Here is a 26,781-nt window from a genome sequence, read left to right on the forward strand (position 1 = left end):
GTAGCTATGACGCATCTTTCTTTCTTTGAAAGGTGTGAGAGCACTTGAAATCAAGCGAGTCGCCTCCAATTCTTACACAACAACATAAACAACGGAGCTGTTATGAGCAACAAAGGGCAACTGTTACAAGACCCATTCCTCAATGCATTACGCAAAGAGCATGTTCCTGTCTCGATCTACCTGGTCAATGGCATTAAATTGCAGGGCCATATCGAATCGTTCGATCAATATGTCGTATTGCTGCGCAATACGGTGACACAGATGGTGTACAAGCATGCCATCTCGACAGTGGTGCCGGCCCGTGCCGTCAATCTCAATATTGAATCTGAAGCGGAGTAAAGCGTTGAGCTTGACGGCCCAGCGCCTTTCACCCTCCATCGCCCCCGTCCGCGCCAGCGGCGCTGATGCGTTTGCATCGGCGTCGGCGTCCGCCACAACTCATCAGTTGCCATCATGCGCGCGGCACTAGTCGGGGTTGACTTCGGTCACAGCGACTTCGCCGCCAGCATGGAGGAACTCATGCTGTTGTCGCGTTCGGCTGGCGCCGACCCGATTTCCACCATCACGGCCAAGCGTTCCAGTCCTGATTCCGCGTATTTCGTCGGCAGCGGCAAGGCCGATGAAATTGGCGACGTCGTCGTCAACGATGGCCTGGAAATCGTCATCTTCAACCATGCCCTGTCGCCCGCACAGCAGCGCAATCTGGAAAAGCGCCTGAATGTGCGCGTGCTCGACCGTACCAGCCTGATCCTCGACATCTTCGCGCAGCGCGCCAAGAGCCACGAGGGCAAGCTGCAAGTCGAGCTGGCGCAGCTGCAGCATCTGGCCACGCGCCTGATCCGCGGCTGGACCCACCTTGAGCGGCAAAAGGGCGGTATCGGCTTGCGCGGTCCCGGCGAGACGCAGCTCGAGACCGACCGCCGGCTGATCGGCGACCGCGTCAAGGCCTTGCGCGCCCGTCTGGAAAAGCTGCACAAGCAGCGCGAAACGCAGCGCCGCGCACGCGGCCGCAATCACACATTTTCCGTGTCCCTGGTCGGCTATACCAATGCCGGCAAGTCGACCCTGTTCAATGCCGTGACCAAGGCCGGCGTGTATGTCGCCGACCAGTTGTTCGCCACCCTCGACACCACCTCGCGCCGGGTTTACCTGGGCCAGGAAGTGGGCAATGTGGTGATCTCCGACACGGTCGGCTTCGTGCGCGAATTGCCGCACCAGTTGGTGGCGGCCTTCCGCGCCACGCTCGAAGAAACCATCCATGCCGATTTGCTGCTGCACGTCGTCGACGCCGCGTCGCCGGTGCGCATGGAGCAGATCGAACAGGTCAACCTGGTCTTGAAAGAGATCGGCGCCGATCATATCCCGCAAATCCTCGTGTGGAACAAGATCGATGCGGCCGGGCTGGAGCCTTCGGTGGAACGCGATGAATATGCTACGATCAGTCGCGTGTTCGTCAGTGCGCAGAAGGGCAGCGGGCTCGACCTGCTGCGCGATGCGATTGTCGAGATGGCCAGGAAGGCGCCCGGTTCGGCCCACCTGTACCAGAACGACGCAGCACCGCAGGAAGATCAGTTTGACGGTCAGTACGACCAGCACGATGGCGCCGCCCCGGACCAGGACGAAGAGCCTGGCGAGGACGATAGGATTTCCACCCACTCCCAAGTCGGAACACGATAGTTATGCTTGTCTCCCTACTCAAAAAAACAGGCTTGAAGTTGTCCCTGAACGATCCCCGCTGGGGCAATCGCAAGGACGACGGCAAGAAAGCCCAAGAAGGCAAAAAGCCCGGCGAAGGTCCGCCGGACCTCGATCAGTTGTGGCGCGATTTCAATCAGCGCCTGAACGCCTTTTTCGGACAGAAGAACCGTCCCGACAACGGCGGCAATAACAACGGCGGTGGCGGTGGTCCGCGTCCCGACATGAAGGGCGCCGGCATCACCGCCGGCGTGGTCGGCGTGATCGCCGTCTTCATCTGGCTCGCCAGCGGCGCCTTCATCGTGCAAGAGGGCCAGAGCGGCGTCGTGCTGACGTTTGGCCAATACACGCGCACGGCGCCGGCCGGTCTCAACTGGCGCTGGCCGTATCCGTTCCAGACCGATGAAACCGTCAACGTGTCGCAGGTGCGCACGGTGGAAGTTGGCTATCGCACGTCGCTGCGCAACAAGCAGGCCAGCGAGTCGCTGATGCTGACGGACGATGAAAACATCATCGACATCCAGTTCGCGGTGCAGTACACCTTGAAAGATCCGGTGGAATGGCTGTTCAGCCTGCGCGACCAGGAAGACACCTTGCGCCAGGTCGCCGAAACGGCGATCCGCGAAGTGGTCGGCCGCAGCAAGATGGACTTCGTGCTGTATGAAGGCCGTGAAAAAGTAGCCTTCGACACGCAAAAATTGATGCAGCAGATTCTTGAAGATTACAAGTCAGGCGTGTTGATCAACAACGTGACGATGCAGGCCGTGCAGCCGCCGGAGCAGGTGCAAGCCGCTTTCGACGATGCCGTCAAGGCAGGCCAGGACCGTGAGCGCCAGAAGAATGAAGGCCAGGCTTACGCCAATGACGTCATTCCGAAAGCACGCGGCGCGGCATTCCGCCTGGTGCAGGAAGCCGAGGCCTACCGGGCCATGGTGACCGAGAACTCCGAAGGTAATGCGTCGCGCTTCAAGCAGGTGCTGGTCGAGTACCAGAAGGCGCCGGCCGTCACGCGCGACCGCATGTACCTGGAAACGATGCAGCAAGTGTTCAGCAGTGCCAGCAAGGTCATGGTTGACGCCAAGACCGGCAGCAATCTGCTGTATCTGCCGCTCGACAAGTTGATCGCCCAGCAGGCGGCGTCGGACGCCTCGGCCGCGGCAGCGCGCGCCACAGCGGCCGCACCCGCAGCCAATACCGTAATGCCACAGGAAGCCATGCAGACAGTAGAAGTCAATTCGCGTCGCGACAGCCGCTCTTCGCGTGAACGGGAGAGCCGCTAATGAACCGTATCGTTGCTGCCCTGATCGCGGGCTTTATCGCGATCATGCTCCTTTCCTCGACCGTGTTCGTCGTCGATCAGCGTAAATACGCCATCGTCTTCGCCCTGGGTGAAGTCAAGGACGAGATCAGCAAACCAGGCTTGTACTTCAAGCTGCCGCCGCCGTTCCAGAACGTCATCTACCTGGACAAGCGCATCCTGACGCTCGACACGCCGGAGCCGGAGCGCTTCATCACGGCCGAGAAGAAGAATATTCTCGTCGACGCCTATGTGAAGTGGCGCATCGTCAATCCGAAGACCTATTTCCGCAGCTTTGGCGGTGATGAAAGCCGCGCCCGCAACCGCATGTCGCAAATCGTCAAGGCCGCGCTGAATGATGAAATCACCAAGCGCACGGTGCGCGAAGTGATCTCGGGCGAGCGCGGCAAGGTGATGCAGGCGATCAAGGCCAAGGTGGCGGCCGAGGCCGAGGCCATCGGCGTGGGCATCGTCGACGTGCGCCTGAAGCGCGTCGATTACGTCGAGCAGATCAACAACTCCGTGTACGAGCGTATGAAGTCCGAGCGCGTGCGCGTGGCCAACGAGCTGCGTTCGACCGGTTCGGCCGACTCCGAGAAAATCCGCGCCGACGCCGACAAGCAGCGCACGGTGATCCTGGCCGAAGCGTACCGCGAAGCCGAGAAGATCCGCGGCGAGGGCGATGCCAAGGCGTCGCAAGTGTATGCGGAAGCGTTTGGCCGGAATCCGGAGTTCTACAAGTTTTACCGTAGCCTGGAAGCCTACCGCGCCACGTTCAAGGACAAGGGCGACGTGATGGTGGTCGATCCGAGTTCGGAATTCTTCAAGTACTTCAAGGGTAACGGCACGGCCGCTCCGTCCAAGAAGTAAAACAGCATCGACACTGCCCCCGGCCGCAAGACCGGGTGGCGGCAGCGGGGCCGGCATCGATGCCGGCCCCGTTTTTTTGTGCCCGTCAGGCTGTTGCGGGAAGGCGTAAAATGCGGTGTTTTTAGGGCTGTGCGGCAGCGTTTCGGACAACTTATCCCTAAAGGCCCGTGTTTTCGCGTAAAATATCAGGTTCGGCCTCTTGCCTGGCGCGCCCGCCGCTGCCTCGCATGATGCATTTTTCAACTTTCTTCCGTATCTCGCTCCCTCATGCCGAATTGGCTTTTGCCCGAAAATATTGCCGATGTTTTGCCGTCGGAAGCGCGCAAGATCGAAGAGCTGCGCCGCCTCATGCTGGATAATTTCCGTCTGTACGGATATGAACTGGTGATGCCGCCGCTGCTCGAGTATCTGGAATCGCTGATGACCGGCGCTGGCAAGGATACCGACCTGCGCACGTTCAAACTGGTTGACCAGCTGTCGGGCCGCATGCTCGGCCTGCGCGCCGACATGACGACGCAAGTGGCGCGCATCGACGCGCACCTGCTCAACCGTGCCACCGTCACCCGCCTGTGCTACGCCGGCAGCGTGCTGCATACCCGTCCGTCGGGCCTGCACGCCACCCGCGAGCCGCTGCAGATCGGCGCCGAAATCTATGGCCACGCCGGCCTGGAAGCCGATGCCGAGATCCAGGAACTGGCGCTCGCTTCGCTGGCACTGGCCGGTTTCGACAGCGTCCGCCTGGATTTGTCGCACGTCGGCCTGTTGCGCGCTATCATTGCGCAAGACGCCGCCGCCGAGCGCGACGAAGCTGCGCTGTACGCCTTGCTGCGCGCGAAAGATGCGCCGGGCCTGCGCGCCCTGACCGCATCCTACGATGCCGTCACGCGCGATGCGCTGCTGGCCTTGCCGAACCTGTATGGCGACATCGACGTGCTGGCGCGTGCGCGCGAAGTGCTGCCGCCGCTGCCGGGCGTGCTGAAAGCGCTGGCCGAGCTGGCCGCGCTCGCAGGCTCCGCGCTGGGCCGCGCCGAAGTGGCGATCGACCTGGCCGACCTGCGCGGCTACCAATATGAAAGTGGCGCGATGTTTGCGCTGTATGTACCAGGCTTGCCGAACGCGGTTGCGCGCGGCGGCCGTTATGACCACGTCGGCGAAGCGTTCGGCCGGGCACGTCCCGCGACCGGCTTCTCGCTCGATTTGCGCGAACTGGCGCGCCTGTTGCCGACCGCGGAACGGAAGCATTCGATCCGCGCGCCGTGGGGCAGCGCGCCAGAATTGAAGGAAAAAATCGCCGAGTTGCGCAAGGCGGGCGAGGTCGTGATCCAGAGTATGCCGGGTCACAGTAATGAACAAGACGAGTTCGAGTGCGATCGCGTGCTGGTACTTGCCGATAATGGTAGTAGCTGGATTCTTAAAAACTTAGGTTAAGTGATGTCAAAGAAAATTATGGCAAAGAACGTCGTTGTCATCGGCACCCAATGGGGCGATGAAGGTAAAGGCAAGATCGTCGACTGGTTGACCGATCACGCCCAGGGTGTGGTGCGCTTCCAGGGCGGCCACAATGCAGGTCACACGCTGGTCATCGGCGGCGTCAAAACCGCGCTGCAGCTGATCCCGTCGGGCATCATGCGTCCAGGCGTCGCCTGCTACATCGGCAACGGCGTGGTCGTTTCCGTGCCGGACGTGCTGCGTGAAATCGACAAGCTCGAAGCGGTCGGCGTCGAAGTCGCCTCGCGCCTGAAAGTGTCGGACGCGGCGCCCGTGATCCTGCCGTACCACACCGCGATCGACCTGGCGCGTGAAGCCAAGCGTGGCGATGCGAAGATCGGCACCACCGGCAAGGGCATCGGCCCGGCCTACGAAGACAAAGTGGCGCGCCGCGCGATCCGTATCGCCGACCTGCTGAACGAGAAGCGCTTTGCCGAAAAGCTGGCCGAAAACCTCGATTACCACAACTTCGTGCTGGAAAACTACCTGAAGGCGCCGAAAGTCGACTATCAGAAGACCCTCGACGACGCGCTGGCCTATGTGCCGCGTCTGCGTCCGATGGTCACCGACGTGTCGAGCGCGCTGTACAAGGCGCACAAGGCCGGCGCGAATCTGCTGTTCGAAGGCGCGCAGGGTTCCCTGCTTGACGTCGACCACGGTACGTATCCGTTCGTCACCTCGTCGAACTGCGTGGCCGGCAATGCCGCCGCCGGTTCGGGTGTCGGTCCTGGCATGCTGCACTACATCATGGGCATCACCAAGGCTTACACGACGCGCGTCGGTTCCGGCCCGTTCCCTTCGGAACTGCCAACGGATGCGGGCGTCGGCCACCACCTGGCGCAAGTCGGCCATGAATTCGGCACCGTGACGGGCCGTGCCCGCCGCTGCGGCTGGTTCGACGCCGCCTTGCTGCGCCGCTCCGTGCAGATCAACGGCGTGACGGGCATGTGCCTGACCAAGCTGGACGTGCTGGACGGTATCGAAACGCTGAAACTGTGCACCGGCTACACCATCGACGGCGTCGCCACGGACATCTTCCCATCGGGCGCTGAAGAAGCCGCCCGTTGCGTGCCGGTGTACGAAGAGATGCCAGGCTGGACGGAAAGCACGGTCGGCGCGAAATCGCTGGCAGCCCTGCCAGCAACGGCGCGCGCTTACATCAAGCGCATCGAAGAACTGGTCGGCGTACCGGTGGACATGGTTTCGACCGGTCCGGATCGTGAAGAAACGATCGTGCTGCGTCACCCATTCGAGTAAGCTGCTGGACACAATCCGCCGCAAGGCGGATTTTTTTAATCACGCTAATAATAAGATTCCACTATCATGACTACCCCACAATCGAACGATCAACACCTCTGGGTCAACTGGGAAGAATACCACCGCCTGATCGAGCGCCTGGCGCTCAAGGTCTACGAATCGGGCTGGAAATTCGACCAGGTATTGTGCCTGGCGCGCGGCGGCGTGCGTCCCGGCGACGTGTTCTCGCGCATTTTTGATTTGCCACTGGCCATCCTGTCGACCAGTTCCTACCGCGAAGACGCGGGCACCGTGCGCGGCGACCTCGATATCGCCAAGTACATGACCATGACCAAGGGCCCGCTGGCCGGCCGCATCCTGCTGGTCGACGACCTGGCCGATTCGGGCGTCACCCTGGACAAGGTCACGCGTCACCTGAAGGAAAACTTCCCTGACGTGACCGAAGTCAAATCGGCCGTGATCTGGCTGAAAGGCTGCTCCGTCGTGCGTCCCGACTACTTCCTCGACGAACTGCCGCACAACCCGTGGATCCACCAGCCGTTCGAAGACTACGACGGCCTGCGTCCGCACCAGCTGGCGGCGTGGATCAAGAAGGGCGAAGCAGGCAAGTAATTGCGTGCGCGCTTGCAAAAAAAAGACGATCGTGTATCGTCTTTTTTTTCGTCCAAGGAAATGCGATGACCATACTGACGACGGCGCGCCTGCGCCTGGAACCGATCAACGAGAGCCATTACGAGCGCATGCGCACGCTCAACACCGATCCCGAGGTGATGACCTATTTGAACGCGGGCCAGCCCGAGACGGAAGAGGACACGCGCGCGGCCATCACGCGCACCATGGGCCGCTGGGCAGAGTGGGGCTATTCGTGGTGGGCGATGATACGCCTCGACGATGGTGAACTGGTGGGCATGGCCTGCCTGCAGCACCTCTCCGGCGTCAAGGCCAATCCCCTGGAAATCGGCTGGCGCCTGGCGCGCACCAGCTGGGGCCAGGGCTATGCCAGCGAAGCGGCGGCCGCCATCGTCGCGCATGCGTTCGACGTCGTCGGCGCGCCCGAAGTGGTGGCCGTGGCCCATCCCGACAATGCCGCATCGATCAAGGTCATGACGCGCCTGGGCATGCAGTACGCGGGCATGGAGCGCCATTACGACCTCGATAGCGTCGTCTACCGGCTGCCGCGCCCATGACGGTTACGCGCAAGCCCTTGAAGCTGGGCTGCAGCTACGGCGTGCGCTTTTCGCCCGATGGCACGCGCCTGGCCGTGCTGGGGCGCGACCTGGTGCTGTGGGACGTGGCGGTGCGCCAGAAACTGTGGCGCGGCAAATTCATCGCGCATTGCTCCAGTATGGCATTCTCGCCCGACGGCAGCCGGCTGGCCATCAAGAGCACGACAGGCCAGATGGCCATGGTGGATACCCAGGCGGGGCAGTTGCTGCTGAACTTCCAGAACAAAAAGGATGGCGAAGGCTGCGGCCCTGCGTGGTCGCCATGCGGCCGGTATCTGGCCGACGGCGGCTGGGATGGCTGCTTGCGGGTGCGCGATGCGCAGACGGGCGAAGTACTGTTCAAGCACGAGCACCCCGGCGAAATGCTGCGCGCAACCTACGCCATCGATGGCGCACGGCGTTTGCTGGTCCTGCATGGCGTCAAATCGGTGGAGGAAGGGCAGGCGCAGCCGCCAGACTACTGCAGCGTATGGGACTGGCCCTTGCAGGCGGGAGGCGGGCGCAAGGTGCTGTCGCTGCCCAGCCTGGCGTCGTGCGCGCCATCGCCCGACGGCGAGCGCCTGGCCGTGCTCCATTACGCGGGCGGCGACGAATATCTGTCCGTGCACGCGATGGACGATGGCCGCGTGCTGGCCACGGTGCCCGTGGAGGCGGGCGCTGGCACGGGCGACGCCTTGCGCTGGCTGCCCGACGGCAGCGCGCTGGGACGCATCGGCAAGGGCAAGCTGCTGTTCTACGCCTGGCCCGGGCTTGCCGTCCTGGCGCAGGAAGATGTTACCTATCCCTGCGGGCTGGATTTTGTGCCTGGCTCGCCATTGACCGCCATCGGCTCCTGGGAGTCCGGCATGCTGATGGATCTGAACGTTTACAAGGAAACCGCATGATCACCTGTTACCTGCGTTACATCATCGACCCGTATAAATTGCGGGAATTCGAAGCCTACGGCAAGCTGTGGATACCGCTGGTCGAACGTTTCGGCGGCCAGCACCACGGCTACTTCCTGCCATCCGAGGGCGCCAGCAACGTGGCGCTGGCCATGTTCTCGTTCCCCAGCCTGGCCTTGTACGAGCAGTACCGCAGCGACTCGATGCAGGACACCGAATGCCAGGCCGCCTTCCGCTATGCCGAAGAGACGCGCTGCATCATCAGTTATGAGCGCAGTTTTTTCCGGCCCGTGTTTGCCTGAAACGGCGCGCTTTCCCGCTATCGACCGCTATCGACCGCTATTAAAACCGGATGGGACAAGGCGCCGCCGTCCCTTCGCCGAAACCGGCGTAGCCGGACCGCGCGCTGAGGTTCAGCGACATGCTGCCTTTGTCCGGTAAATAGATGCAGTATTCACCGGTCGCCGTGATGACGCGGTAGATGCGTTTCGGGTCGTTTGGCGCGCTGAACAGCTCGATGCGGGCCGCTTCGAACCACTTCGGCTTGACCGCCGCATGCGCTTCCGCAAATCCCTTTGCCAGGCGCGTCTGCGGCGTATCGGGCGGCGCCACGAACTCCTGCGGATGCTCGGCGCGCAGCTGGCGGTCGATGGCGCCGGCTGCCTGCAGCGCCCGTTGCGCCAGGGGGAGGGCGCCAGTCCTGGGTGCGGCAGGCGCCGGTTCTGCCGGCAGGGCATCGTCTTGCGGCTGGTCCTGCACCGATGCCGTCGCCTCTGGCGGCGACATGCTTGCCGCGCTCGATGGAAGGGCTGGCGCGCGTGCCGGCGCCGGATCGGGCTTGGCGGGTGGAATGAAGCGTTGCATTGGGCGCTGTGGCGGCATCAGCTGCAGCCAGATCCGCTCATCGTGCTCGATTCTCATGTGTGCGGGCCGCGTGGCTACCCAGAACAGCGCCAGGTGCAGCACGATAATCGCGGCGATGTAGCGGCCATGGGAACGCTGGCCGAGAGAAAAATCATGCGCTTGTCCTGCAAGGCCGGTGCGCATCTGTTTCCCGCCTGCCCAGGCCGTCACGCCTCAATCCTCGGCCTGGAATTCGCTGGCAGAGACGAACAGATCCCACGAGGCGATGAACAGCGCTGCCACCACGGGGCCGATGACGAAGCCGTTCAGGCCAAACAGGGCCATGCCGCCCACGGTCGACAGCAGCACCACGTAGTCGGGCATCTTGGTATCCTTGCCGACCAAAATGGGGCGCAGCACGTTGTCGACCAGGCCGATGACGAAGACGCCGAAGGCGGCCAGGCCTGCGCCTTGCCAGATGGCGCCCGTTGCCAGGAAATAGGCGGCCACGGGCGCCCAGACGAGGGCGGCGCCGACGGCCGGCAGCAGCGACAGGAAGGCCATCAGCACGGCCCACAGCAGGGGCGCCGGCACGTCGAGGAACCAGAACGCCAGCCCGCCGAGGGCGCCCTGGGCGATCGCCACGAGGATGTTGCCTTTCACGGTGGCGCGGATCACGGTGGTGAAATTGGTGAACAGGCGCTGCTTGTACTTGCGGCTCAATGGCACGGCGCCCTTGATGCGGGCCGACAGGGTCGAGCCATCGCGCATGAGGAAAAACAGCAGGTACAGCATGATGCACAGGCTGGTGAGAAATTCGAAGGTGTACAGGCCCACGTTGATGGCTTTCACCGCCACCACCTGGCTCACCTGCGTGGCGCCCTCGGCCAGCTTGTCCTGCAGGCTGGCCAGGCTGGTCAGGTTGAAGCGGTCGAGCAAATTGATCAGCCATTGCGGCAGTACCGCCATGATTTTGTTGAAGAACATGGCGACCGTGATCTCGCCCGAGCGCACCATTTCCACGACGCTGGCCGCCTGGTTCACGAGCGACACGGAAATGAGCGACAGCGGCAGGATCACGATGACGATGATCAGCAGCAAGGTCAGCAGCGACGCCAGGCCGGCGCGGCCCTTGGTTTTCCGCAGCAGCCAGCGGTACACGGGGGCGAACAGGATCGCCAGGATGACGCCCCAGAAGATGGCGCCCGCATACGGCGCCAGTATCCAGCCGAAGCCGATGGTGACGATGCTCAGGAGGAGCAGGAACACTTTCTGATGCAGCGTGAGGGTAGGCATGGGCGGTAGCGGAATGATAAGGGTTGAGTTGTCCCATCATAAGCGAGGCGTGGTGCTGCGCGCCATACAATTGTCATGATGCGTGCGCGAGCGCGCCTGGCGCCGGCGGGCTGGCAACGCGGTGGCGGCAATTCCAGTAAGCTGTCGCTCCAGGCGTTCCATCCCGGGCGCCCATGACTTCGATTTCAGGAACGCGCGTGGCCGACAACATTCACTTTTATGAACCTGCACAGGGCCATGGCCTGCCGCATGACCCGTTCAACGCCATCGTGGGGCCGCGGCCCATCGGCTGGATCGCCTCGCGCAGCAGCGGGGGCTTGCTCAATCTGGCGCCGTACAGCTTTTTCAACGCCTTCAATTACCATCCGCCGCTGATCGGTTTTTCCAGCATCGGCCGCAAGGATACCTTGCGCAATATCGAACAGACGGGCGAATTCGTGTGGAACCTGGCGACCCGTCCGCTGGCCGGGGCGATGAATATCAGCTGCGCGCCGGCGCCGCCCGAAGTCGATGAATTCGCGCTGGCCGGCCTGACGCCGGCCGCCTCGCGCATCGTCAACGTGCCGCGCGTGGCGGAAAGTCCCGTCTCTTTCGAATGCCGGCGCACGCAGATCATCGAGCTGCAAGGCGTCAATGGCGACGGTGTCGGCAGCTGGCTGGTGCTGGGGGAAGTGGTGGGCGTGCACATCGCGCGCCACCTGTTGACCGATGGCGTGTACGACACGGCGGCCGCCGCACCGATCTTGCGCGGCGGCGGTCCGGCCGATTATTTCGAGATCGGGCCGGACAGCCTGTTCCACATGCGCCGGCCCGCCTGGCCGTAACATCATGCCGGGAGCGGATGGCGCTCCCTGACGATGCCGCGATAGATCAGCCACGTCGCCACCAGGCTGATGGCGCCGGCGCCGGCCATCCAGTAGCCTGGCGCCGCCTTGTCGCCGGTGCTCTCGATCAGCAAGGTCGATACGAGCGGCGTCATGCCGCCGAACAGCGCGGTGGCCAGGCTGTAGGCCAGCGAAAAGCCCGTTGTCCTGACGCTGGCCGGGATGATTTCCGTCAGCGCGACGATGGTGGCCCCGTTGTAACTGCCGTACAGGAAGGACAGCCACAGCTCCACCATCAGCATGTGGTCGAAGCTGGGATGGGCGACCAGCCAGGACAAGGCCGGATACGCTGTCAATACCGTCAGCGCCGAGCATACGGCCATGATGGGCCAGCGCCCGATGCGGTCGGACAGCGCACCCATGACGGGCAGCCAGATGAAGTTCGACAGGCCGATGCACAAGGTGACGAGCAGGCTTTCCTCGGTGCTCAGTTTGAGCACGTTCTTGCCGAAGGTCGGCGTGTAGACGGTGATCAGGTAGAAGGCGACCGTCGTCAGCACGATCAGCATCGTTCCGGTGACCACCAGCGGCCAGTTGAGGGCGATCGTCCCCAGCATCTGCCGGAACGTCGGATGCGATTTGCGCGTCAGGTAGGCCTCGGTCTCCTGCAGCGAACGGCGGATGTAGAACACCACGGGGATGATCGAGCAGCCGATGAAGAACGGAATGCGCCAGCCCCAGTCCGCGATGAATTCCTTGCTCAAGGTTTCGTTGAGATAGTAGCCGAGCGCGGCGGAAAAAATGATGGCCACCTGCTGGCTGGCCGACTGCCAGCTGACGTAGTATCCCTTGTTGCCGGGCGTCGCCATTTCGGACAGGTAGACGGATACGCCGCCCAGTTCCACGCCGGCGGAAAAGCCTTGCAGCAAACGCCCGATCAGCACGAGGAACGGCGCCAGCAGCCCGATGGTGGCATAGCCAGGCACGAAGGCGATCAGCGCCGTGCCGGATGCCATGATGGCCAGGGTCAGCACCAGGCCCTTGCGGCGGCCGATGCGGTCGATGTAGCTGCCGAGGATGATGGCGCCCAGCGGACGCATGAAAAATCCCGCGCCGAAGGTGGCGAACGTCATCATCAGGGCCGCGTATTCGCTGGTGGCGGGGAAGAAGGCCTTGGCAATGTACGTGGCGTAAAAGCCGAACAGGAAAAAATCGTACATTTCGATGAAGTTCCCGCTCGTCACCCGGATGACGGTGGCGATGCGCGAGGGCGGGCGCACTTGCGCGCGCGGCGGCGCTGCCTCGGCGATGGGTGCGGCGGTGGAGGGAATGGCCATGATTTACCTATTGATGAAAGATGAGTGACGTCGCCTAGTGCGTAGTTGATCCTGACGCCGGTTCCAGCCCGGTCGCTTCGATCGCGCCGGCGTTGGCAGGGGCGGCGAGGAAGCGCAGCAAGGCGCGGCCGGATTCCGGCTCCTTGCCGCCGGGGACCAGCGCCGCCGAAAACTGCGTCATCTTCTGCACTTCCGGCGGCAGCAGGCCGACGATGTCGATGCCTTCGACCGGCAGCAGCTCGCTGCGCTGCTGGCAGCCGAAATCGGCCTGGCCATGGGCGATGATTTCGCCGACGGGGGTGGCGGGAATTTTTGCGGCCTTGCCCTGCATCTGCTCCGAAATATGCAGCTTGTTCATCAGCTGCGTCTCGATGTAGACGCCGCTGGCGCTGTCCGAATAGGCGACCTTGTCCGCCTTCAGGAAGGCGCTGCGCAAGCCTTCGGTGGTGCTGATGTCGGGCTTGGCCGCGCCGCGCCGCACGGCGCAGGCAATCGGCGAATTGGCCAGGACCACCTTGCTGCCGGGGACCAGGCGGCCTTCCTGCATCAGCTTGTCGAGCGCGTCGCCCACCATGATGACGACGTCGATTGGCTCGCCGCGCGCCAGGCGCGCCGGGATCGCATTCTTGGTGGTGCCCATCGACGGTCCCCATTCGGAGACCAGATGGTCGCCGCTGGCGCGCTCGTAGGCGGGCGCCAGATTTTTGTAGGCCTGGGCGAAGCCGCCCGAGCTGACCACGCGGATGTCGGCGGCATGGGCCGCGCCGGCGGCGAGCAGCATGAAGCCGGCCAGTAGGGGGGCGGAGCGCCGCACGAGGGTCTGTTGAAGCATGGTTGTTTCTCCTGTCGTTAAAATTTGTGCATGAGGCCGAGCGTCAGGCCCATGCCTTTGCGGTCGTTGGCCCGCGTTCCCGTGACGCCGGCCGCATCGCCTTGCCACGTGGTGTAGTCCGATTCGAGATACAGGGTCGAGCGCGGCGAGAGCGTTTTTTCCAGGTAGGCGAAAGCGCGCTGGAAGCCGTCGTCGACGTGGCCCGTGGCGCTGCGCCGCACCTTGTAGTAGGCGGTCGTGAGCAGCACGTCCTGCGCCATTTGCCGGCTTACGCCGGCGGACAGCACGCCCTGCCGCACGGATTTGCCGGCGCCCACGTCGGCGCGGTTGACGCCGAGGTTGGCCTTGAACTGCCAGATGTCCACCTTGTAGGCGGCGCCCACGGTGGCGGCGTCGAGGCTGCGGTTGTCGCGATTGCGAAAGCGCATCAGCGCCCCGGAGATGGCCAGCCCCGCCTGCTGGTAGGTCAGGGCGCCGCCCCAGGTCGACAATGGCGACGTGGCGCCCGCCACCTCGCCGAAGGAATAGGCGGCGCGCGCCACCACCGGCCCGAGGCTGGCGCTGGTTTTCACCATGTTGTCGAGCCGGTAGAAGTTGTCGGCATAGCCGCTGCTGCCGTATTGCTGGCCGAACGCATGCCGGCCAAAAGCCGTGTTGCTCAATCCTGTGATGTTGACGTTCGGATTGAATGAGGCATAGCGGATGCCCAGCGGATCCACCGGCGCGATGGCGTCGGCCAGCAAGGTTGCCTGGCGCCCCAGGGTCACGGAGCCCAGCGGCGACTTGAGTCCCACCCACGCTTGCCGGTCGAACAGCTTGTCGGATTTGGCCGCGCTGCCTGTGTCCAGATTCAGCCCGCCCTCGAGACGGTACAGCGCCTGCCAGCCGCCGCCGAGGTCTTCCTGGCCGCGCAGGCCCCAGCGGCTCGTGTTGTTGATGCCGCTGCTGATGGCGGGCGTGGCGCTGCCAGCCGTCGGTGCGTTGGCGGCGGTCAAACCTTTTCCATAACGGATGCCGGCATCCGCGATGCCATACAAAACCGCGCCGCTCTGGCCCAGGCAGGTGCCGCTGGCCGCGAACAATAGCGCGAACGTGGAACAATGTCGCATGGTGTCTCCCTCGGGGTGATGCCTTCTTGGCGAGGCTCAGCATTAAGACCCCATCATCGTTGAAATGGCATAATTTGATAATTGCAATTTTTCCGGGGATTCATGCATGCAGCGCATCAATTACGAACTTCATGATTTGCAGGCCTTCGTGGCCGTGGCCGAGCGCAACAGCTTTCGCCAGGCCGCGGCCGACTTGTTCCTGTCGCAGCCGGCGCTCAGCCGCCGCATTGAAAAACTCGAAGATGCGCTGGGCGTCAAGCTGTTCGAACGCACCACCCGGCGCGTGCAGCTGACCAATGTGGGGCAGGTGTTTTTGGTGAACGTGCGCGATGCGCTCAACGGCCTCGAGGATGCCGTGCTCGGTGTCGCCGACCTGGCCGCGCACCGCACCGGGACGGTGACGTTCGCCTGCGTGCCGTCGGCCGTGTGGCATTTTCTGCCGGACGTGCTCAAGCGCTTCAGCGCGCAGTTTCCAAAAATCCGCGTGCGCGTGCATGACGAAAGCGCGCAGGACGTGCTCAATCTTGTGCTGACAGGCGAGGCGGATTTCGGCATCAGCTTCACGGGCGCGGAAAATCCGGAAATCCATTTCCAGCCTATTTACGTCGAGACCTACGTGCTGGCGATGCGCAACGATCACCGGCTGGCCAAGCGCAAGAAGCTGAGCTGGAAAGACACCGTCGACGAACGCTATATCTCGGTGGCCAAGTCGAGCGGCAACCGCAGCGTGCTCGATGCGGCGCTGGCCGGCGTGGAAAAGCACCCGTGGATCTCGTGCGAGATCAACCACGTGTCAGGCATATTGGCGCTGGTGGAGTCGGGTTTGGGTGTGGCGGCCGTGCCGGGGCTGTCGATTTTGCCGGAGCGGCAAGGCACGGTGGTCGGCGTGCCGCTCGTCAATCCCGCCGTGAAGCGGACGCTGGGCTTGATCAGCCGGCATCAGCACGCGATGCCGCCCGCGTCGCGCACCCTGTTCGACATGATGAGCGCGAGCATCGGCAAGCAGGGACGGCGGGGGTGAGCGCAGTGCTAGGCGTCTGTCTCTCGCTGCGAGCGGCGATAGTCGAGCGGCGTGCTGCCCACCAGTTCCGCAAAGCTGCGGCTGAAATGGGCCTGGTCAAAAAAGCCCAGTTCCTGCGCCAGGCTGGCCAGGTCGGGTGCATCGGGCTGCGCCAGGCGCCAGATCGCTTCCTGCAGGCGGTAGCGCTGGATCACCCACTTCGGCGGCACGCCCACGTAGTTGGCGAACAGGCGCTGCAGCCGGCGTTCGCCGATGCCCATTTTTTCGCACAGCTGCGCCACGCTCGCCGGGCCATTGCGGGCCGCCGCCGCGGCCGTCAGCCTGGCGGCCAGCAGGGCGGCGTCGTCGACTTGCGGCAGCCTGGCCAGCAGCAGCGCCTGTGCCTGCGCCACCATCGCCGTATCGTCGGCTTGCAGCAGCACCAGCGCCTCGGCTTGCGCGGCCGGCATGTCCAGCAGGGCGTCGGCGGCGATGGTCGTGTCGGTGAATGACGACAAGGGCTGGCTGATGAACGGGCGCAGGCCGCCCGGCGAAAAACGCACGCCCAGCACCTTGCCCGCTCCGCTCAATGGCCGGTCGAAGGCGCCGCGCACGACGCCATGGATGGCCGTGCGCCCAAGGTCGAACACCAGGTGGGCGTTCGGGTAGGGCAGCACGCGCTGCGTCTCCGGCGCGCAGTCCCGCCTGTCCCATTCGACCACCCAGAAGTACTCGACGAACGGCGCCAGCGCGCCAGTTGGCGGATAGGTCGCCAGCCGTATGCGGCGCGCCGCCGCCTGCGGGTCGACGATGCCTTTCGGCGCCTGGCCGCGCGTGGCGAGCACATTGCGCGTGCTGTCGGCTTTATCCAATATTTGTCTCCTGCGCGGCACTAGGATGGCTCTCTCGCATCGATTGAAAGGGAATCATGAAATCATACAGTTTGCCGGGCCTGATGCTGGCCGCATGTTGTCTATCGGTGGCGCCGGCCAGCGCCGCCTCATCTGCAGAGGGAGATCATCGCATGCAAGTGCACGCCACGGGAAGTTTCAGCATCACCATGACGCCAGCTGCGGCGCCGCAGCGCGCGGGGCGCACGACTCTGGGCAAGGTGCTGCTCGACAAAGTCTATGCCGGCGATCTGGTCGCCACGGCCAAAGGGGAGATGCTCAGCGCCGTCACCGACACCAAAGGCGCGGCCGGTTATGTCGCCATGGAAGCCATCACGGGCGTCTTGCAGGGCAGGGAAGGCAGCTTCGTGGCGCAGCATGCGGGCACGATGGCCGACGGCCAGCAGACGCTGTCCATCGTCATCGTGCCGCATTCCGGCACGGGGCAGCTGACGGGCATCAGCGGGACGCTGGCCATCCGCATCATCGATGGCCAGCATTTCTACGACATCGACTATTCGCTGCCGGAGTAGGGCGAACCATGGACAGCGGTCCTGTACTCGCTGGTGCGGTCAAGGCTTTTCAAGTAGGTCGGATTAGCGGCAAGGCCGCGTAATCCGACACCGCGACCAGCGCCAACGATGTTGTCGGATTACGGCCCGCAGGGCCTAATCCGACCTACCCAGTATCGATGTCACATTGTCGGTACCCGGTGCGCCGAACAGCTGCTGCTTGAGGATGTGCAGCTGGTCGCGCACTTGCGCCGCCTTTTCGAACTCGAGGTTCTTGGCGTGGTCGACCATCAGTTTTTCCAGGCGCTTGATTTCCTTGCTGACCTGCTTCTCGCTCATGGACTCGAACTTGGCCGCTTCCTGCGCCACTTGCAGGTTTTCGCGCGCTTCCTGCGGGCTGTAGACGCCGTCGATCATTTCGCGGATCGATTTTTTCACGCCGATCGGCACGATGTTGTTGGCTGTGTTGAAGGCGATCTGCTTGTTGCGGCGGCGTTCCGTCTCGTCGATGGCGCGGCGCATGGAGTCCGTGATGCGGTCGCCGTACAGAATCGCCGTGCCGTTCAGGTTACGCGCGGCGCGGCCGATGGTCTGGATCAGGCTGCGCTCGGAGCGCAAAAAGCCTTCCTTGTCCGCGTCGAGGATGGCGACCAGCGATACTTCCGGCAAGTCCAGGCCCTCGCGCAGCAGGTTGATCCCCACCAGCACGTCGAAGGTGCCCAGGCGCAGGTCGCGCAGGATTTCCACGCGCTCCACCGTTTCGATATCGCTGTGCAGGTAGCGCACCTTGATGCCATGGTCGCCCAGGTATTCCGTCAATTGCTCGGACATGCGCTTGGTCAGGGTCGTCACCAGCACGCGCTCGTCCTTCTTGATGCGCTCGACGATTTCCGACATCAGGTCGTCCACCTGGCTGCTGGCCGGGCGCACGATGATCTGCGGGTCGACCAGGCCCGTGGGACGCACGACCTGTTCGACCACCTGGTCGGAATGCGTCTTTTCGTATTCGGCCGGCGTGGCCGAGACGAACACGGTCTGGCGCATCTTCTGCTCGAATTCCTCGAATTTCAAGGGCCGGTTGTCGAGCGCCGACGGTAGGCGGAAGCCATAGTCGACCAGGTTCGTCTTGCGCGAACGGTCGCCGTTGTACATGGCGCTCAGCTGGCCCGTCAGCACGTGCGACTCGTCGAGGAACATCAAGGCGTCGGGCGGCAAATAGTCAACCAGGGTCGGCGGCGGTTCGCCCGGCAGCGCGCCGGACAGGTGGCGCGAGTAGTTCTCGATGCCCTTGGTAAAACCGATTTCGGCCATCATTTCCAGGTCGAAGCGCGTGCGCTGCTCCAGCCGCTGCTCCTCGATCAGCTTATTCTCCTTGCGGAAGAATTCCAGGCGCTCGCGCAGTTCGTCCTTGATGGTTTCCACGGCGCGCAGCACGGTGGAGCGGGGCGTCACATAGTGCGAGCCCGGATACACGGTGAAGCGGGGGATTTTCTGACGCACTCTGCCCGTCAGCGGGTCGAACAGCTGGATCGATTCGATCTCGTCGTCGAACATTTCCAGGCGCACGGCCAGTTCCGCGTGCTCGGCGGGGAAGATGTCGATGGTGTCGCCGCGCACGCGGAAGGTGCCGCGGCCGAAATCGACTTCGTTGCGCGTGTACTGCATCTGGATCAGGCGCGCGATGACGTCGCGCTGGGCGACCCTGTCTTTAACGCGCAACGTCAGGATCATCTGGTGGTATTCGTTCGGGTTACCGATACCGTAGATGGCCGAGACGGTGGCGACGATGATGACGTCGCGCCGCTCCATCAGCGACTTGGTGCACGACAGGCGCATCTGCTCGATATGCTCGTTGATCGACGAGTCCTTTTCGATGAACAGGTCGCGCTGCGGCACGTAGGCTTCGGGCTGGTAGTAATCGTAGTAGCTGACGAAGTATTCGACCGCGTTTTGCGGGAAAAAGTCGCGGAACTCGCTGTACAGCTGCGCGGCCAGGGTCTTGTTGGGCGCGAAGACGATGGCGGGCCGGCCCATGCGCGCGATGACGTTGGCCATGGTGTAGGTCTTGCCCGAACCGGTCACGCCCAGCAGGGTCTGGAAGGCCAGTCCGTCGGCGATCCCCTCGGATAACTGGTCGATCGCCGTGGGCTGATCGCCGGCCGGAGGGAAGGGCTGGTGCAGCTTGAAGGGGGAGTCCGGGAAAGAGATAATTGCGCTTTCCGCCTCGCTGGCGGTAGATAATTCGGGCATGTGAATCAGACCTTTGTTAGAATAGTGCTCTGCTGGCGGCCCTGGCGTTGTATTTTGGGGCGCTGTCTACAACTCCGCTGTGAACCTGCTTCCAATCGAATCCAATCTTATCATGACGAACCCAACTGTTTCTGCCAGTCTGTTTAGCGCCATCGAGATGGCCCCACGCGACCCGATCCTGGGCATCACCGAAGCATTTAACGCGGACCAGAATCCCGCCAAAATCAATCTGGGCGTTGGCGTCTATTATGACGACAACGGTAAAGTGCCTCTGTTAGCTTGCGTACGCAAGGCAGAAGCCATCCTGATCGAACAGGCGGCGCCACGCACCTATCTGCCGATCGAAGGCCTCGCCGCCTACGACAAGGCCGTGCAAGAACTCGTATTTGGCGCCGACAGCGCCGTAATTCAAGAGCGCCGCGCTGTGACCGTGCAAGCCATCGGCGGCACGGGCGCACTGAAGATCGGCGCCGACTTCCTGCAGCGCTTCGCGCCGGGCGCGCAAGTCTACATCAGCGACCCAAGCTGGGAAAACCACCGCGCGCTGTTTGAAAACGCCGGTTTCGTCGTCAATAACTACACCTACTACGATGCCGCCACCCATGGCGTGAACTTCGACGGCATGCTGGCCAGCCTGAACGCCATGCCAGCCGGCTCCATCGTCGTGCTGCACGCCTGCTGCCACAACCCGACCGGCGCCGACCTGAGCGTGGCCCAATGGGATCAGATCATCGCTGTCGTCACTTCGCGCGGCCTGGTGCCGTTCCTGGACATGGCGTATCAAGGCTTCGCCAACGGCATCGCCGAAGACGGCGCCGTGGTGCGCCGCTTCGCCGACGCGGGCGGCCCGCTGCTGGTATCGAACTCGTTCTCGAAATCGTTCTCGCTGTACGGCGAGCGCGTGGGCGCCCTGAGCGTCGTCGCCGCCAGCGCCGACGAAGCGGCCCGTTTGCTGTCGCAGCTGAAGCGCGTCGTGCGCACCAACTACTCGAACCCGCCAGTCCACGGCGGCAAGGTGGTCGCCACCGTCCTGGCCACGCCGGAACTGCGCCAGTTGTGGGAAGAGGAACTGGCGGGCATGCGCGTGCGCATCCGCGAAATGCGCAATGCCTTCGTGGAAAAGCTGAAAGCCAAGGCGCCAGCCCACGACTTCGAATTCGTGCGCCAGCAAATCGGCATGTTCTCGTACTCGGGTCTGACCAAGGAGCAGGTGGCGTCCTTGCGCGAGCAATCGATTTACGCCGTCGACACGGGCCGTATCTGCGTGGCAGCATTGAATTCGCGCAATATCGACATCGTCATTGACGCGATCGCCAAAGTACTTTAATATCTTGCTTCTTCGGCGCTGCATGCAAGTGCGGCGCTGATGGCGGTAGAAAGTCGGCGATGGCCGTGTTTGTGGCGATGCAGTATCAGTCTTGCAAATATGGAACAAGCGACATATAATATTGCCTCTTTTCCCTGATAGCTCAGTTGGTAGAGCGACGGACTGTTAATCCGCAGGTCCCTGGTTCGAGTCCAGGTCGGGGAGCCAGAATTCGAAAGGCCACGTTGAAAAACGTGGCCTTTTTTGTTTTTGCGGCGCCGGCGCGCAGCTTGCGGCAAGATAAGATTTTCCCTATGGAAATCTGGACAGCGCCAGGTTTGGCCTATATAATACGGCCTCTTTTCCCTGATAGCTCAGTTGGTAGAGCGACGGACTGTTAATCCGCAGGTCCCTGGTTCGAGTCCAGGTCGGGGAGCCAGAACACGCAGTAGCAAAAAGCCCAGCCTTTACCGGTTGGGCTTTTTGCATTTCAGGGTCCGTTTATTTACGCATAGTAGGTCACGGTGAGACCGCCCGACATCATTCGACGCGGGCACCTTCGTGATCAGATATTAATACAAGAAATTGCTAGACGACTGGATATCTCACGCAATACTGTCCTGCGCTATCTGTGATCGGAAATCACTGGATCCTCTTGTGCGGGGCGGGATTGGTCAGCGGCTTGGAAAAATACTTGTTACAGCTATCCGATTGACAAGGCTGAGAAGGCTAAGAGCGCCTAACAAAACTTCACCCATAGAAACAAACGGCCCCGAAGCTGGTCAAACCCACCTGACATCGTTTTCGGGAGCCGATCACATGGCCAAAGCACTTCTTCCTGATGGCCTGTGGGCGCTGATCCAGCCTTTACTGCCAGTACATCAGCCTTCCCCAAAGGGAGGACGCCCTCGCATTGACGACCGCGCCGCCTTGACCGGTATCCTGTTCGTCCTCAAGACAGCCTTGCCCTGGGAATATCTTCCTCGTGAATTGGGCTGTGGCAGCGGCATGAGTTGCTGGCGGCGCCTGCATGCATGGCAACAGGCTGGTGTGTGGCAACGCATCCACGAAGCCATGCTGCACCACTTGCGGGAATACGATCAGATTCAATGGGAACGCGCCAGTGTCGACTCGGCCAGCGTGCCATCCCCCCCTCGGCGGACAGCATACCGGCCCCAATCCCACCGACCGCGGCAAGCTCGGATGCAAGCACCATCTGCTCGTCGACCAACGCGGACTGCCTCTGGTAGCGAGCATATCGGGGGCTCAGGTACATGATTCCCGGATGCTGATCCCGCTGCTCGAAACTGTCCCATCCGTATCCGGGCTAGCGGGCCGGCCACGCAAACGTCCGGCCAAACTGCACGCCGACAAGGCATATGCTTCGCGTGCCCATCGGGCCTGGTTGCGCAGCCGTGGCATCGCTCCACGCATAGCCCGCTATGGCATCGAGTCGCGCGAACGCCTGGGTAAATGGCGCTGGGTGGTCGAACGCACACTCGGTTGGCTCCACCGTTTCCGCCGGTTGCGTATCCGCTACGAGCGCCGAGCCGATATCCACCAAGCATTCCTCTCGCTTGCCTGCATACTCATCTGCTGGCGATATATTCAGAGGTTTTGTTAGGCGACCTAAGCCACGTAAATAGCGACGCATTTTGAAGTGGGGCCATGAGAACCTGAAAGAGTTGGGTTGTACAGAGTCATGCGACCGCGTGGTAGCGTTTGCTAGGCAATGAAAGTAGGATCAAACGGATAGGGTTAATTTTGCTAGAAAATCAGCATCGGTGTGACTTGTGCGCAACTTATGGTATTGTTGCGTTACTCTTAGGCAAGGTTCTTGTTAAATGAATTTGTTGCCCTGTGTTACTTAAGCGTCTGGATAATGTGACCATGAATTTTCGCCAAAACACCTCCGAACCATCCGAAATTGTCATTGGTCTCATCGGCCCTATTGGTTGCAATCGCCCCATGATTGCCAAAACGATAGAAAATCTGGCAAAACATTATAGCTACCGAACAGAAGTTGTCTCAATGAGTTCGTTAATAAACGAGCATGTAACAGTCCCGGATCATTGTGGTGATAATTACAAAAGAGTAATTGATCTAATGAATGCAGGAAATGAACTCCGCGGACGCAGTAAGGATAGCTCATTATTGGCAAAGCTTGCGGCCGCAAAGATTGCCGAAAAGAGAGATGGACAGGCCGATAGAAGAGTTATTTACATAATTGATTCGATCAAACGCCCGGAGGAGGTTGAGGAGCTTCGAAATATATATGGGGTAGGTTTTTATTTATTTGCCGCGCATTCGTCAGCTAAGTCGAGACAACTCTATCTTGAAAAGCAATGTTCTGTTCATGAAAGAGAAAAACGAGACGATCTAATAAAGCGGGATAGGGGTGAAGACAATATTGACTACGGGCAAAGCACCAGCGCAGCCTTTCATTTGGCAGACTTTTTCTTCACTGAGAACGGGGATGAGCATAAGGTGTGGAACTCTTTAGAACGTTTCTTCGATATAATTTTTGGAGATCCGTTTAGAACACCAACTTTTCACGAGTATGCAATGTTTATGGCACATGCTGCAGGAATGAAAAGTGCCGATATGTCAAGGCAAGTTGGGGCCGTTATCACTCGGAATAAAGATATTGTTTCTACCGGCGCAAATGAGTGTCCAAGCCCGGAGGGAGGAACCTATTGGCCGACATTTGATGAAAAGACGAATGTAATCGGCGATATTTCAAATGGCCGGGATTATATGAATGGAATAGATCGCAATGCGAAAGAGAAACAAACGATTATTAATTCTTTGAGGAAGGGCCTAAGGGGAGCGGCCCTTGCTCATCTTGAACGAAATATCGAATCTTCCGGCCTAATGGATATAAGTGAATATGGTCGCGTTGTGCATGCTGAAATGGATGCAATTCTAGGATGTGCTCGCCGCGGTATTGGCTGCGACGGGGCAGTAATATTCTGTACAACATTTCCTTGTCATAATTGTGCGAAGCACATCATAGCCAGTGGAATTCGTGATGTAGTTTTTATTGAGCCCTATCCTAAGAGCAAAGCCTATGAGATGCATCCGGATGCTATAAGGAGTCCTGAAGATCAAAAAGATAATAAAGTTTTGTTTCAGCCATTTGTTGGTGTCGGACCAAGGCAGTTCATAAATCTATTTTCTTTAAGTTTAGGTTCTGGACAGAAAATAAAGCGAAAACAAAAGGATGGTTTCGAGAAGGCTGCGTGGCTCAGGAAGAATGCTGTTCCAAGAGTTAAGGCGTTTAGTATTTCATATCTCGAAAAAGAAGAATCGGTAAAGAATGAGGCGGATGAGCTTCTCAAAACGGTGGCGGTGATATAGTTGGCATGACTGTAACCTATATTGAAAAATTACAGAATAATTCAATTTTAAGTTATTGGATTTTATTGTAAACGTGGGACCAGAACACGTAATCGCTAAAAAGCCCAGCCTTCATTGGTTGGGCTTTTAGCATTTCCGGCCCCTGTTTGTTGGCGCGTGGCGCGCCCAGGTCGCCGACTTTTGATTCAGCGCACAGATCGTCAGGCCTCCGGAGCTAATCTTGAGAAATTCAGGCGCCGGCAGGTTGGTCATCGTCTGCACTGCAACTGTATGGGGAGGCTGACATGGATGAGGCTAGAAGTGTTGGGAGGGCAACGATCGTGCTCGTGCACGGCGGTTTTGTCGATGGATCTGGCTGTGAGGGTGTCTACCGGGCATTGTGTGAGGAACGCTGCCACGTTGATATTGTGCAAAATACAACGCTATCGCTGGAGGACTACGTGGTCACGACTCAGCGGGTTATGGCCGCGTCACCGGACCCCGTGGTTTTGATCGGTCATTCGTATGGCGGCGTCGTGGTCACTCAAGCGGGGAGCGATTCCAAGGTCAAGGCATTGGTTTACCTTGCGGCCTTGGTGCCGAATCACGGCGAGGCAGTCGATTCCTTGCTGAAGAATGCCCCGCCTGCTGTGCCGGTGCCGCCAATCTTGCCGCCGCACGATGGCTTTCTGTTGCTCGATCAGAAAAGTTTGCGGCCGCCTTCGCCGCGGATGTGCCCAGGGGCAAGGCCGACTCCATGGCGGCATCGCAAGTGTCCTGGCGAGTGGCCGCCTTGACCGGCGTGGTCGCCACGCCGGCTTGGAGGCACAAGCCAAGCTGATACCTGGTCGCAACCGGGGGACAAGATGATTGCACCGGAGATGCAGCGTGAGATGGCTGAATGCACGGTCTCGAAGGTGGTCGAAGTGGCCGGCAGCCATGCCATTTACATTTCGCAAGCCCATTCGGTGGCGTCGCTGATCCGGAAAGCCGCCGCGAGCATTGCCGGTGTCTAGGCCAGGTTACTGGACCTTGCATCAGGATTTTGTAGTCGCATCCAATGTCTTGATGATGGCTTCTTGAAATTTCACCGGTTCATCCTGGTGTATCTGATGTCCCGACTGTTCAAATACAAACAACCCTTTCCTGGGCGCCTGCAGCTGCTCAAAATAGTCTTGCGTGATGCGGGTGGAGGTCTGGATGTCGTTCTTGCCGACGAAGAAATACACGGGGCAGTCAACGCTCTGCAAGGTCTTGGGCAGATCAGTGTTCATGACCTCGTTCCAGACTGGCGACCAGGTTTTCGACCATTGAAGAAAACCCGTCTTGAAGCCCTCGCTCGTCGCAAATTCCTTGCCATCCTTGTAAAAAAGCCATTTCCTTAGATAAAACATGCTTTCGTCACTTGCAAACGGGAAAGTGATGCTTCCCAGTTCCTGGCTGGCGACGGCATTGTCCTTGAAATGCACTTTCAAGGTTTTCAGCAATTCCTTTTCGCTGGCCAGCTGGCTGATGACGGGATTGACGGCGAAATACGCATGCAGCAGTTCCGGATGCTGTTTGACGATATGAAAGCCGAGCACATTGCCCCAGGAGCTGCCCAGCAAGTATATTTTCTCCTGCTTGAGCTCTTTTTGTAGAAACGTGATGACCTGGTAGGTGTCCTGTTCCATCTGCGCGACGGAAGGCTGGCTAGGCGACGGATTCAGTTTCAGGGTTTTTCCCGCATCGCGCTGATCCCATTGCACCAGCGTAAATCTGTTTTTCAGGATGGCGGTAAAGGCATCCGCATTCTTCATCATCGAACTTCCCGGCCCGCCCGATAAGAAGAGCAGAACAGGTTTTTTTGAGTCATCTGTTTTGATTTCCACAAACTGCTTGATGCCGCCGATGTCCGGTGTCAGCAGCGCGTCGATGGCGAGCGCTTGCGCTTTGCATGCGGAAAATGGCATCAGGGTGAGGAATAGCACTGCCAGTAGCTTAGTCATGGTCTGAGATGGATGGTTGCCTGCGGGTAGGGGGTGTCCATGGACGATATTATCCGAATAACATGTTGCATATATAAAATATGTGCGGCGTGGCGGGCCGCTGCCTGTGTGCTTTTTCGTTTTGCGCTATCCTGAATGCAACCCCATAGGAGAGCTGCCATGTCCTGTTCCATCCCGTTGCGCCATATCGTCCTGTGTGATTTTCTCGAGGACATCACACCGGCCAAGCATGCCGAGCTGGTCTATGAGTTTTCCCAGCTTAAACACCGCATTCCCGGCGTGCTGCAATTCGAATGGGGGCCGAATGTCAGCTCGGAAGGCCTCGATGACGGCTTTACCGATTGCTTTACCTTGACCTTCGATGGCGCCAGCGCGCGCGACGTGTACCTGGCCCATCCGGCCCACCTGGCCTTTGTCGATCTGCTCAAGCCATGGCTGGGACGGGTGCTGGTATTTGACTATCAGCCCAGGGAAAGTCCGGGCTGAGCGGCGTCGCGCATAATTTTTTTGGCGTAAATCTGGACAACTGAAAATTTGC

At 60.7% G+C, this 26,781-nt stretch carries 27 protein-coding genes, 2 tRNA genes and 1 pseudogene; 22 read left to right on the top strand and 8 right to left on the bottom strand.

Translation table 11 applies throughout. The features are described from left to right. Positions 1 to 102: 102 nt before the first annotated feature. The 10 genes from hfq to ACPJXG_RS07890 all read left to right on the top strand — a co-directional run bounded on the left by hfq (position 103) and on the right by ACPJXG_RS07890 (position 9,019). Complete coding sequence (gene hfq / locus ACPJXG_RS07845; RefSeq protein ID WP_008450615.1) at positions 103 to 339, top strand: RNA chaperone Hfq; 237 nt, start codon at positions 103 to 105, stop codon at positions 337 to 339. Between the two features lie 114 nt (positions 340 to 453). After that, positions 454 to 1,677: a GTPase HflX gene (gene hflX / locus ACPJXG_RS07850; RefSeq protein ID WP_219307227.1), complete on the top strand. Its 1,224-nt coding sequence runs from the start codon at positions 454 to 456 to the stop codon at positions 1,675 to 1,677. Between the two features lie 2 nt (positions 1,678 to 1,679). Continuing rightward, positions 1,680 to 2,975, top strand: a complete 1,296-nt coding sequence (gene hflK / locus ACPJXG_RS07855; protein WP_035820706.1) for an FtsH protease activity modulator HflK — start codon at positions 1,680 to 1,682, stop codon at positions 2,973 to 2,975. Then, complete coding sequence (gene hflC, locus ACPJXG_RS07860) at positions 2,975 to 3,862, top strand: protease modulator HflC (RefSeq protein WP_046685707.1); 888 nt, start codon at positions 2,975 to 2,977, stop codon at positions 3,860 to 3,862. Before hflK ends, hflC begins: the two co-directional genes overlap by 1 nt. Before the next feature lie 267 nt (positions 3,863 to 4,129). Further along, positions 4,130 to 5,290 carry an ATP phosphoribosyltransferase regulatory subunit gene (locus tag ACPJXG_RS07865; protein ID WP_034752022.1) on the top strand — a complete coding sequence of 387 codons (1,161 nt, stop codon included), beginning with the start codon at positions 4,130 to 4,132 and terminating at the stop codon, positions 5,288 to 5,290. Between the two features lie 3 nt (positions 5,291 to 5,293). Beyond that, a complete protein-coding gene (locus ACPJXG_RS07870; RefSeq protein WP_034752021.1) occupies positions 5,294 to 6,607 on the top strand; it encodes an adenylosuccinate synthase in 1,314 nt (437 codons plus the stop codon). Positions 6,608 to 6,673: 66 nt separating this feature from the next. Next, positions 6,674 to 7,219 (top strand): phosphoribosyltransferase, encoded by a 546-nt coding sequence (locus ACPJXG_RS07875; RefSeq protein ID WP_034752020.1) that lies wholly within the window; start codon positions 6,674 to 6,676, stop codon positions 7,217 to 7,219. A 65-nt stretch (positions 7,220 to 7,284) separates the two neighbouring features. Continuing rightward, a complete protein-coding gene (locus ACPJXG_RS07880) occupies positions 7,285 to 7,794 on the top strand; it encodes a GNAT family N-acetyltransferase (protein ID WP_278316590.1) in 510 nt (169 codons plus the stop codon). Next, entirely contained in the window at positions 7,791 to 8,717 is a 927-nt protein-coding gene (locus ACPJXG_RS07885; RefSeq protein ID WP_425253874.1) for a WD40 repeat domain-containing protein, read from the top strand. Before ACPJXG_RS07880 ends, ACPJXG_RS07885 begins: the two co-directional genes overlap by 4 nt. Further along, on the top strand, positions 8,714 to 9,019 hold the full coding sequence (locus ACPJXG_RS07890; protein ID WP_425253875.1) for an NIPSNAP family protein: 306 nt from the start codon (positions 8,714 to 8,716) through the stop codon (positions 9,017 to 9,019). The genes ACPJXG_RS07885 and ACPJXG_RS07890 overlap by 4 nt, the downstream gene beginning before the upstream one ends. 40 nt (positions 9,020 to 9,059) lie before the next feature. On the opposite strand, the gene ACPJXG_RS07895 is transcribed toward ACPJXG_RS07890, so the two are convergent. Both ACPJXG_RS07895 and ACPJXG_RS07900 read right to left on the bottom strand, forming a co-directional pair. Next, a complete protein-coding gene (locus ACPJXG_RS07895; RefSeq protein WP_425253876.1) occupies positions 9,060 to 9,791 on the bottom strand; it encodes a hypothetical protein in 732 nt (243 codons plus the stop codon). A gap of 3 nt (positions 9,792 to 9,794) precedes the next feature. After that, on the bottom strand, positions 9,795 to 10,856 hold the full coding sequence (locus tag ACPJXG_RS07900) for an AI-2E family transporter (RefSeq protein WP_099400319.1): 1,062 nt from the start codon (positions 10,854 to 10,856) through the stop codon (positions 9,795 to 9,797). A gap of 173 nt (positions 10,857 to 11,029) precedes the next feature. On the opposite strand from ACPJXG_RS07900, the gene ACPJXG_RS07905 reads away from it, so the two are divergent. Next, positions 11,030 to 11,680: a flavin reductase family protein gene (locus ACPJXG_RS07905; RefSeq protein WP_425253877.1), complete on the top strand. Its 651-nt coding sequence runs from the start codon at positions 11,030 to 11,032 to the stop codon at positions 11,678 to 11,680. A gap of 2 nt (positions 11,681 to 11,682) precedes the next feature. On the opposite strand, the gene ACPJXG_RS07910 is transcribed toward ACPJXG_RS07905, so the two are convergent. From ACPJXG_RS07910 to ACPJXG_RS07920, 3 genes are read right to left on the bottom strand one after another with little or no spacing between them, the layout of a single operon-like run. Beyond that, positions 11,683 to 13,017, bottom strand: coding sequence for an MFS transporter (locus tag ACPJXG_RS07910; protein ID WP_425253878.1), 1,335 nt, complete (start codon positions 13,015 to 13,017; stop codon positions 11,683 to 11,685). 34 nt (positions 13,018 to 13,051) lie between these two features. After that, entirely contained in the window at positions 13,052 to 13,849 is a 798-nt protein-coding gene (locus tag ACPJXG_RS07915) for a substrate-binding domain-containing protein (protein WP_425253879.1), read from the bottom strand. A gap of 17 nt (positions 13,850 to 13,866) precedes the next feature. Then, positions 13,867 to 14,958: a porin gene (locus ACPJXG_RS07920; RefSeq protein ID WP_425253880.1), complete on the bottom strand. Its 1,092-nt coding sequence runs from the start codon at positions 14,956 to 14,958 to the stop codon at positions 13,867 to 13,869. Positions 14,959 to 15,064: 106 nt separating this feature from the next. Between ACPJXG_RS07920 and ACPJXG_RS07925 the strand changes: the two genes are divergently transcribed. Continuing rightward, positions 15,065 to 15,979 (top strand): LysR family transcriptional regulator, encoded by a 915-nt coding sequence (locus ACPJXG_RS07925; protein ID WP_035820677.1) that lies wholly within the window; start codon positions 15,065 to 15,067, stop codon positions 15,977 to 15,979. An 8-nt stretch (positions 15,980 to 15,987) separates the two neighbouring features. On the opposite strand, the gene ACPJXG_RS07930 is transcribed toward ACPJXG_RS07925, so the two are convergent. Then, on the bottom strand, positions 15,988 to 16,830 hold the full coding sequence (locus ACPJXG_RS07930) for an AraC family transcriptional regulator (RefSeq protein WP_425253881.1): 843 nt from the start codon (positions 16,828 to 16,830) through the stop codon (positions 15,988 to 15,990). A 56-nt stretch (positions 16,831 to 16,886) separates the two neighbouring features. On the opposite strand from ACPJXG_RS07930, the gene ACPJXG_RS07935 reads away from it, so the two are divergent. Then, a complete protein-coding gene (locus tag ACPJXG_RS07935) occupies positions 16,887 to 17,381 on the top strand; it encodes a DUF3224 domain-containing protein (protein ID WP_425253882.1) in 495 nt (164 codons plus the stop codon). Between the two features lie 135 nt (positions 17,382 to 17,516). On the opposite strand, the gene uvrB is transcribed toward ACPJXG_RS07935, so the two are convergent. Further along, entirely contained in the window at positions 17,517 to 19,610 is a 2,094-nt protein-coding gene (gene uvrB / locus ACPJXG_RS07940) for an excinuclease ABC subunit UvrB (protein ID WP_278316580.1), read from the bottom strand. Between the two features lie 112 nt (positions 19,611 to 19,722). On the opposite strand from uvrB, the gene ACPJXG_RS07945 reads away from it, so the two are divergent. The 8 genes and pseudogenes from ACPJXG_RS07945 to ACPJXG_RS07980 all read left to right on the top strand — a co-directional run bounded on the left by ACPJXG_RS07945 (position 19,723) and on the right by ACPJXG_RS07980 (position 25,271). Then, positions 19,723 to 20,937 carry an aromatic amino acid transaminase gene (locus ACPJXG_RS07945; RefSeq protein WP_425253883.1) on the top strand — a complete coding sequence of 405 codons (1,215 nt, stop codon included), beginning with the start codon at positions 19,723 to 19,725 and terminating at the stop codon, positions 20,935 to 20,937. A 131-nt stretch (positions 20,938 to 21,068) separates the two neighbouring features. Continuing rightward, positions 21,069 to 21,144, top strand: a tRNA-Asn gene (locus ACPJXG_RS07950). Between the two features lie 135 nt (positions 21,145 to 21,279). Continuing rightward, positions 21,280 to 21,355 (top strand) — tRNA-Asn (locus ACPJXG_RS07955). Between the two features lie 85 nt (positions 21,356 to 21,440). Further along, positions 21,441 to 21,548 (top strand): annotated as a pseudogene (locus ACPJXG_RS07960) (helix-turn-helix domain-containing protein); the annotation flags it as partial. A 187-nt stretch (positions 21,549 to 21,735) separates the two neighbouring features. Next, positions 21,736 to 22,540, top strand: a protein-coding gene (locus ACPJXG_RS07965; RefSeq protein ID WP_425252064.1) for an IS5 family transposase whose coding sequence is annotated in 2 segments (ribosomal slippage) — positions 21,736 to 22,071 and positions 22,073 to 22,540 — 804 coding nt in all. Because the reading frame shifts where the segments join, the coding sequence is not laid out codon by codon here. 266 nt (positions 22,541 to 22,806) lie between these two features. Further along, positions 22,807 to 24,276 (top strand): anti-phage dCTP deaminase, encoded by a 1,470-nt coding sequence (locus ACPJXG_RS07970; protein WP_425253884.1) that lies wholly within the window; start codon positions 22,807 to 22,809, stop codon positions 24,274 to 24,276. Positions 24,277 to 24,560: 284 nt separating this feature from the next. Continuing rightward, positions 24,561 to 25,052, top strand: coding sequence for an alpha/beta fold hydrolase (locus ACPJXG_RS07975; RefSeq protein ID WP_425253885.1), 492 nt, complete (start codon positions 24,561 to 24,563; stop codon positions 25,050 to 25,052). A gap of 96 nt (positions 25,053 to 25,148) precedes the next feature. Continuing rightward, positions 25,149 to 25,271, top strand: coding sequence for a hypothetical protein (locus tag ACPJXG_RS07980; RefSeq protein ID WP_425253886.1), 123 nt, complete (start codon positions 25,149 to 25,151; stop codon positions 25,269 to 25,271). Between the two features lie 21 nt (positions 25,272 to 25,292). Here the strand turns inward: ACPJXG_RS07980 and ACPJXG_RS07985 are convergent, their stop codons facing one another. Next, positions 25,293 to 26,243 (bottom strand): alpha/beta fold hydrolase, encoded by a 951-nt coding sequence (locus tag ACPJXG_RS07985; RefSeq protein ID WP_425253887.1) that lies wholly within the window; start codon positions 26,241 to 26,243, stop codon positions 25,293 to 25,295. 159 nt (positions 26,244 to 26,402) lie between these two features. Between ACPJXG_RS07985 and ACPJXG_RS07990 the strand changes: the two genes are divergently transcribed. Further along, positions 26,403 to 26,729, top strand: a complete 327-nt coding sequence (locus ACPJXG_RS07990) for a Dabb family protein (protein ID WP_425253888.1) — start codon at positions 26,403 to 26,405, stop codon at positions 26,727 to 26,729. The last annotated feature ends 52 nt before the right edge of the window (positions 26,730 to 26,781 follow it).

Source organism: Janthinobacterium sp. NFX145 (assembly GCF_049810325.1).
GTDB lineage: Bacteria > Pseudomonadota > Gammaproteobacteria > Burkholderiales > Burkholderiaceae_D > Janthinobacterium > Janthinobacterium rivuli.

Coding starts and splice junctions, on each gene's coding strand:
- ACPJXG_RS07945 (WP_425253883.1), top strand. CDS start 19,723: ATGACGAACCCAACTGTTTCTGCCAGTCTGTTTAGCGCCATCGAGATG.
- hflX (WP_219307227.1), top strand. CDS start 454: ATGCGCGCGGCACTAGTCGGGGTTGACTTCGGTCACAGCGACTTCGCC.
- ACPJXG_RS07935 (WP_425253882.1), top strand. CDS start 16,887: ATGAAATCATACAGTTTGCCGGGCCTGATGCTGGCCGCATGTTGTCTA.
- ACPJXG_RS07980 (WP_425253886.1), top strand. CDS start 25,149: ATGGCTGAATGCACGGTCTCGAAGGTGGTCGAAGTGGCCGGCAGCCAT.
- ACPJXG_RS07925 (WP_035820677.1), top strand. CDS start 15,065: ATGCAGCGCATCAATTACGAACTTCATGATTTGCAGGCCTTCGTGGCC.
- ACPJXG_RS07905 (WP_425253877.1), top strand. CDS start 11,030: ATGACTTCGATTTCAGGAACGCGCGTGGCCGACAACATTCACTTTTAT.
- hflC (WP_046685707.1), top strand. CDS start 2,975: ATGAACCGTATCGTTGCTGCCCTGATCGCGGGCTTTATCGCGATCATG.
- ACPJXG_RS07920 (WP_425253880.1), bottom strand. CDS start 14,958: ATGCGACATTGTTCCACGTTCGCGCTATTGTTCGCGGCCAGCGGCACC.
- ACPJXG_RS07985 (WP_425253887.1), bottom strand. CDS start 26,243: ATGACTAAGCTACTGGCAGTGCTATTCCTCACCCTGATGCCATTTTCC.
- hfq (WP_008450615.1), top strand. CDS start 103: ATGAGCAACAAAGGGCAACTGTTACAAGACCCATTCCTCAATGCATTA.
- ACPJXG_RS07890 (WP_425253875.1), top strand. CDS start 8,714: ATGATCACCTGTTACCTGCGTTACATCATCGACCCGTATAAATTGCGG.
- ACPJXG_RS07970 (WP_425253884.1), top strand. CDS start 22,807: ATGAATTTTCGCCAAAACACCTCCGAACCATCCGAAATTGTCATTGGT.
- ACPJXG_RS07900 (WP_099400319.1), bottom strand. CDS start 10,856: ATGCCTACCCTCACGCTGCATCAGAAAGTGTTCCTGCTCCTCCTGAGC.
- ACPJXG_RS07915 (WP_425253879.1), bottom strand. CDS start 13,849: ATGCTTCAACAGACCCTCGTGCGGCGCTCCGCCCCCCTACTGGCCGGC.
- hflK (WP_035820706.1), top strand. CDS start 1,680: ATGCTTGTCTCCCTACTCAAAAAAACAGGCTTGAAGTTGTCCCTGAAC.
- uvrB (WP_278316580.1), bottom strand. CDS start 19,610: ATGCCCGAATTATCTACCGCCAGCGAGGCGGAAAGCGCAATTATCTCT.
- ACPJXG_RS07880 (WP_278316590.1), top strand. CDS start 7,285: ATGACCATACTGACGACGGCGCGCCTGCGCCTGGAACCGATCAACGAG.
- ACPJXG_RS07870 (WP_034752021.1), top strand. CDS start 5,294: ATGTCAAAGAAAATTATGGCAAAGAACGTCGTTGTCATCGGCACCCAA.
- ACPJXG_RS07875 (WP_034752020.1), top strand. CDS start 6,674: ATGACTACCCCACAATCGAACGATCAACACCTCTGGGTCAACTGGGAA.
- ACPJXG_RS07865 (WP_034752022.1), top strand. CDS start 4,130: ATGCCGAATTGGCTTTTGCCCGAAAATATTGCCGATGTTTTGCCGTCG.
- ACPJXG_RS07910 (WP_425253878.1), bottom strand. CDS start 13,017: ATGGCCATTCCCTCCACCGCCGCACCCATCGCCGAGGCAGCGCCGCCG.
- ACPJXG_RS07975 (WP_425253885.1), top strand. CDS start 24,561: ATGGATGAGGCTAGAAGTGTTGGGAGGGCAACGATCGTGCTCGTGCAC.
- ACPJXG_RS07885 (WP_425253874.1), top strand. CDS start 7,791: ATGACGGTTACGCGCAAGCCCTTGAAGCTGGGCTGCAGCTACGGCGTG.
- ACPJXG_RS07990 (WP_425253888.1), top strand. CDS start 26,403: ATGTCCTGTTCCATCCCGTTGCGCCATATCGTCCTGTGTGATTTTCTC.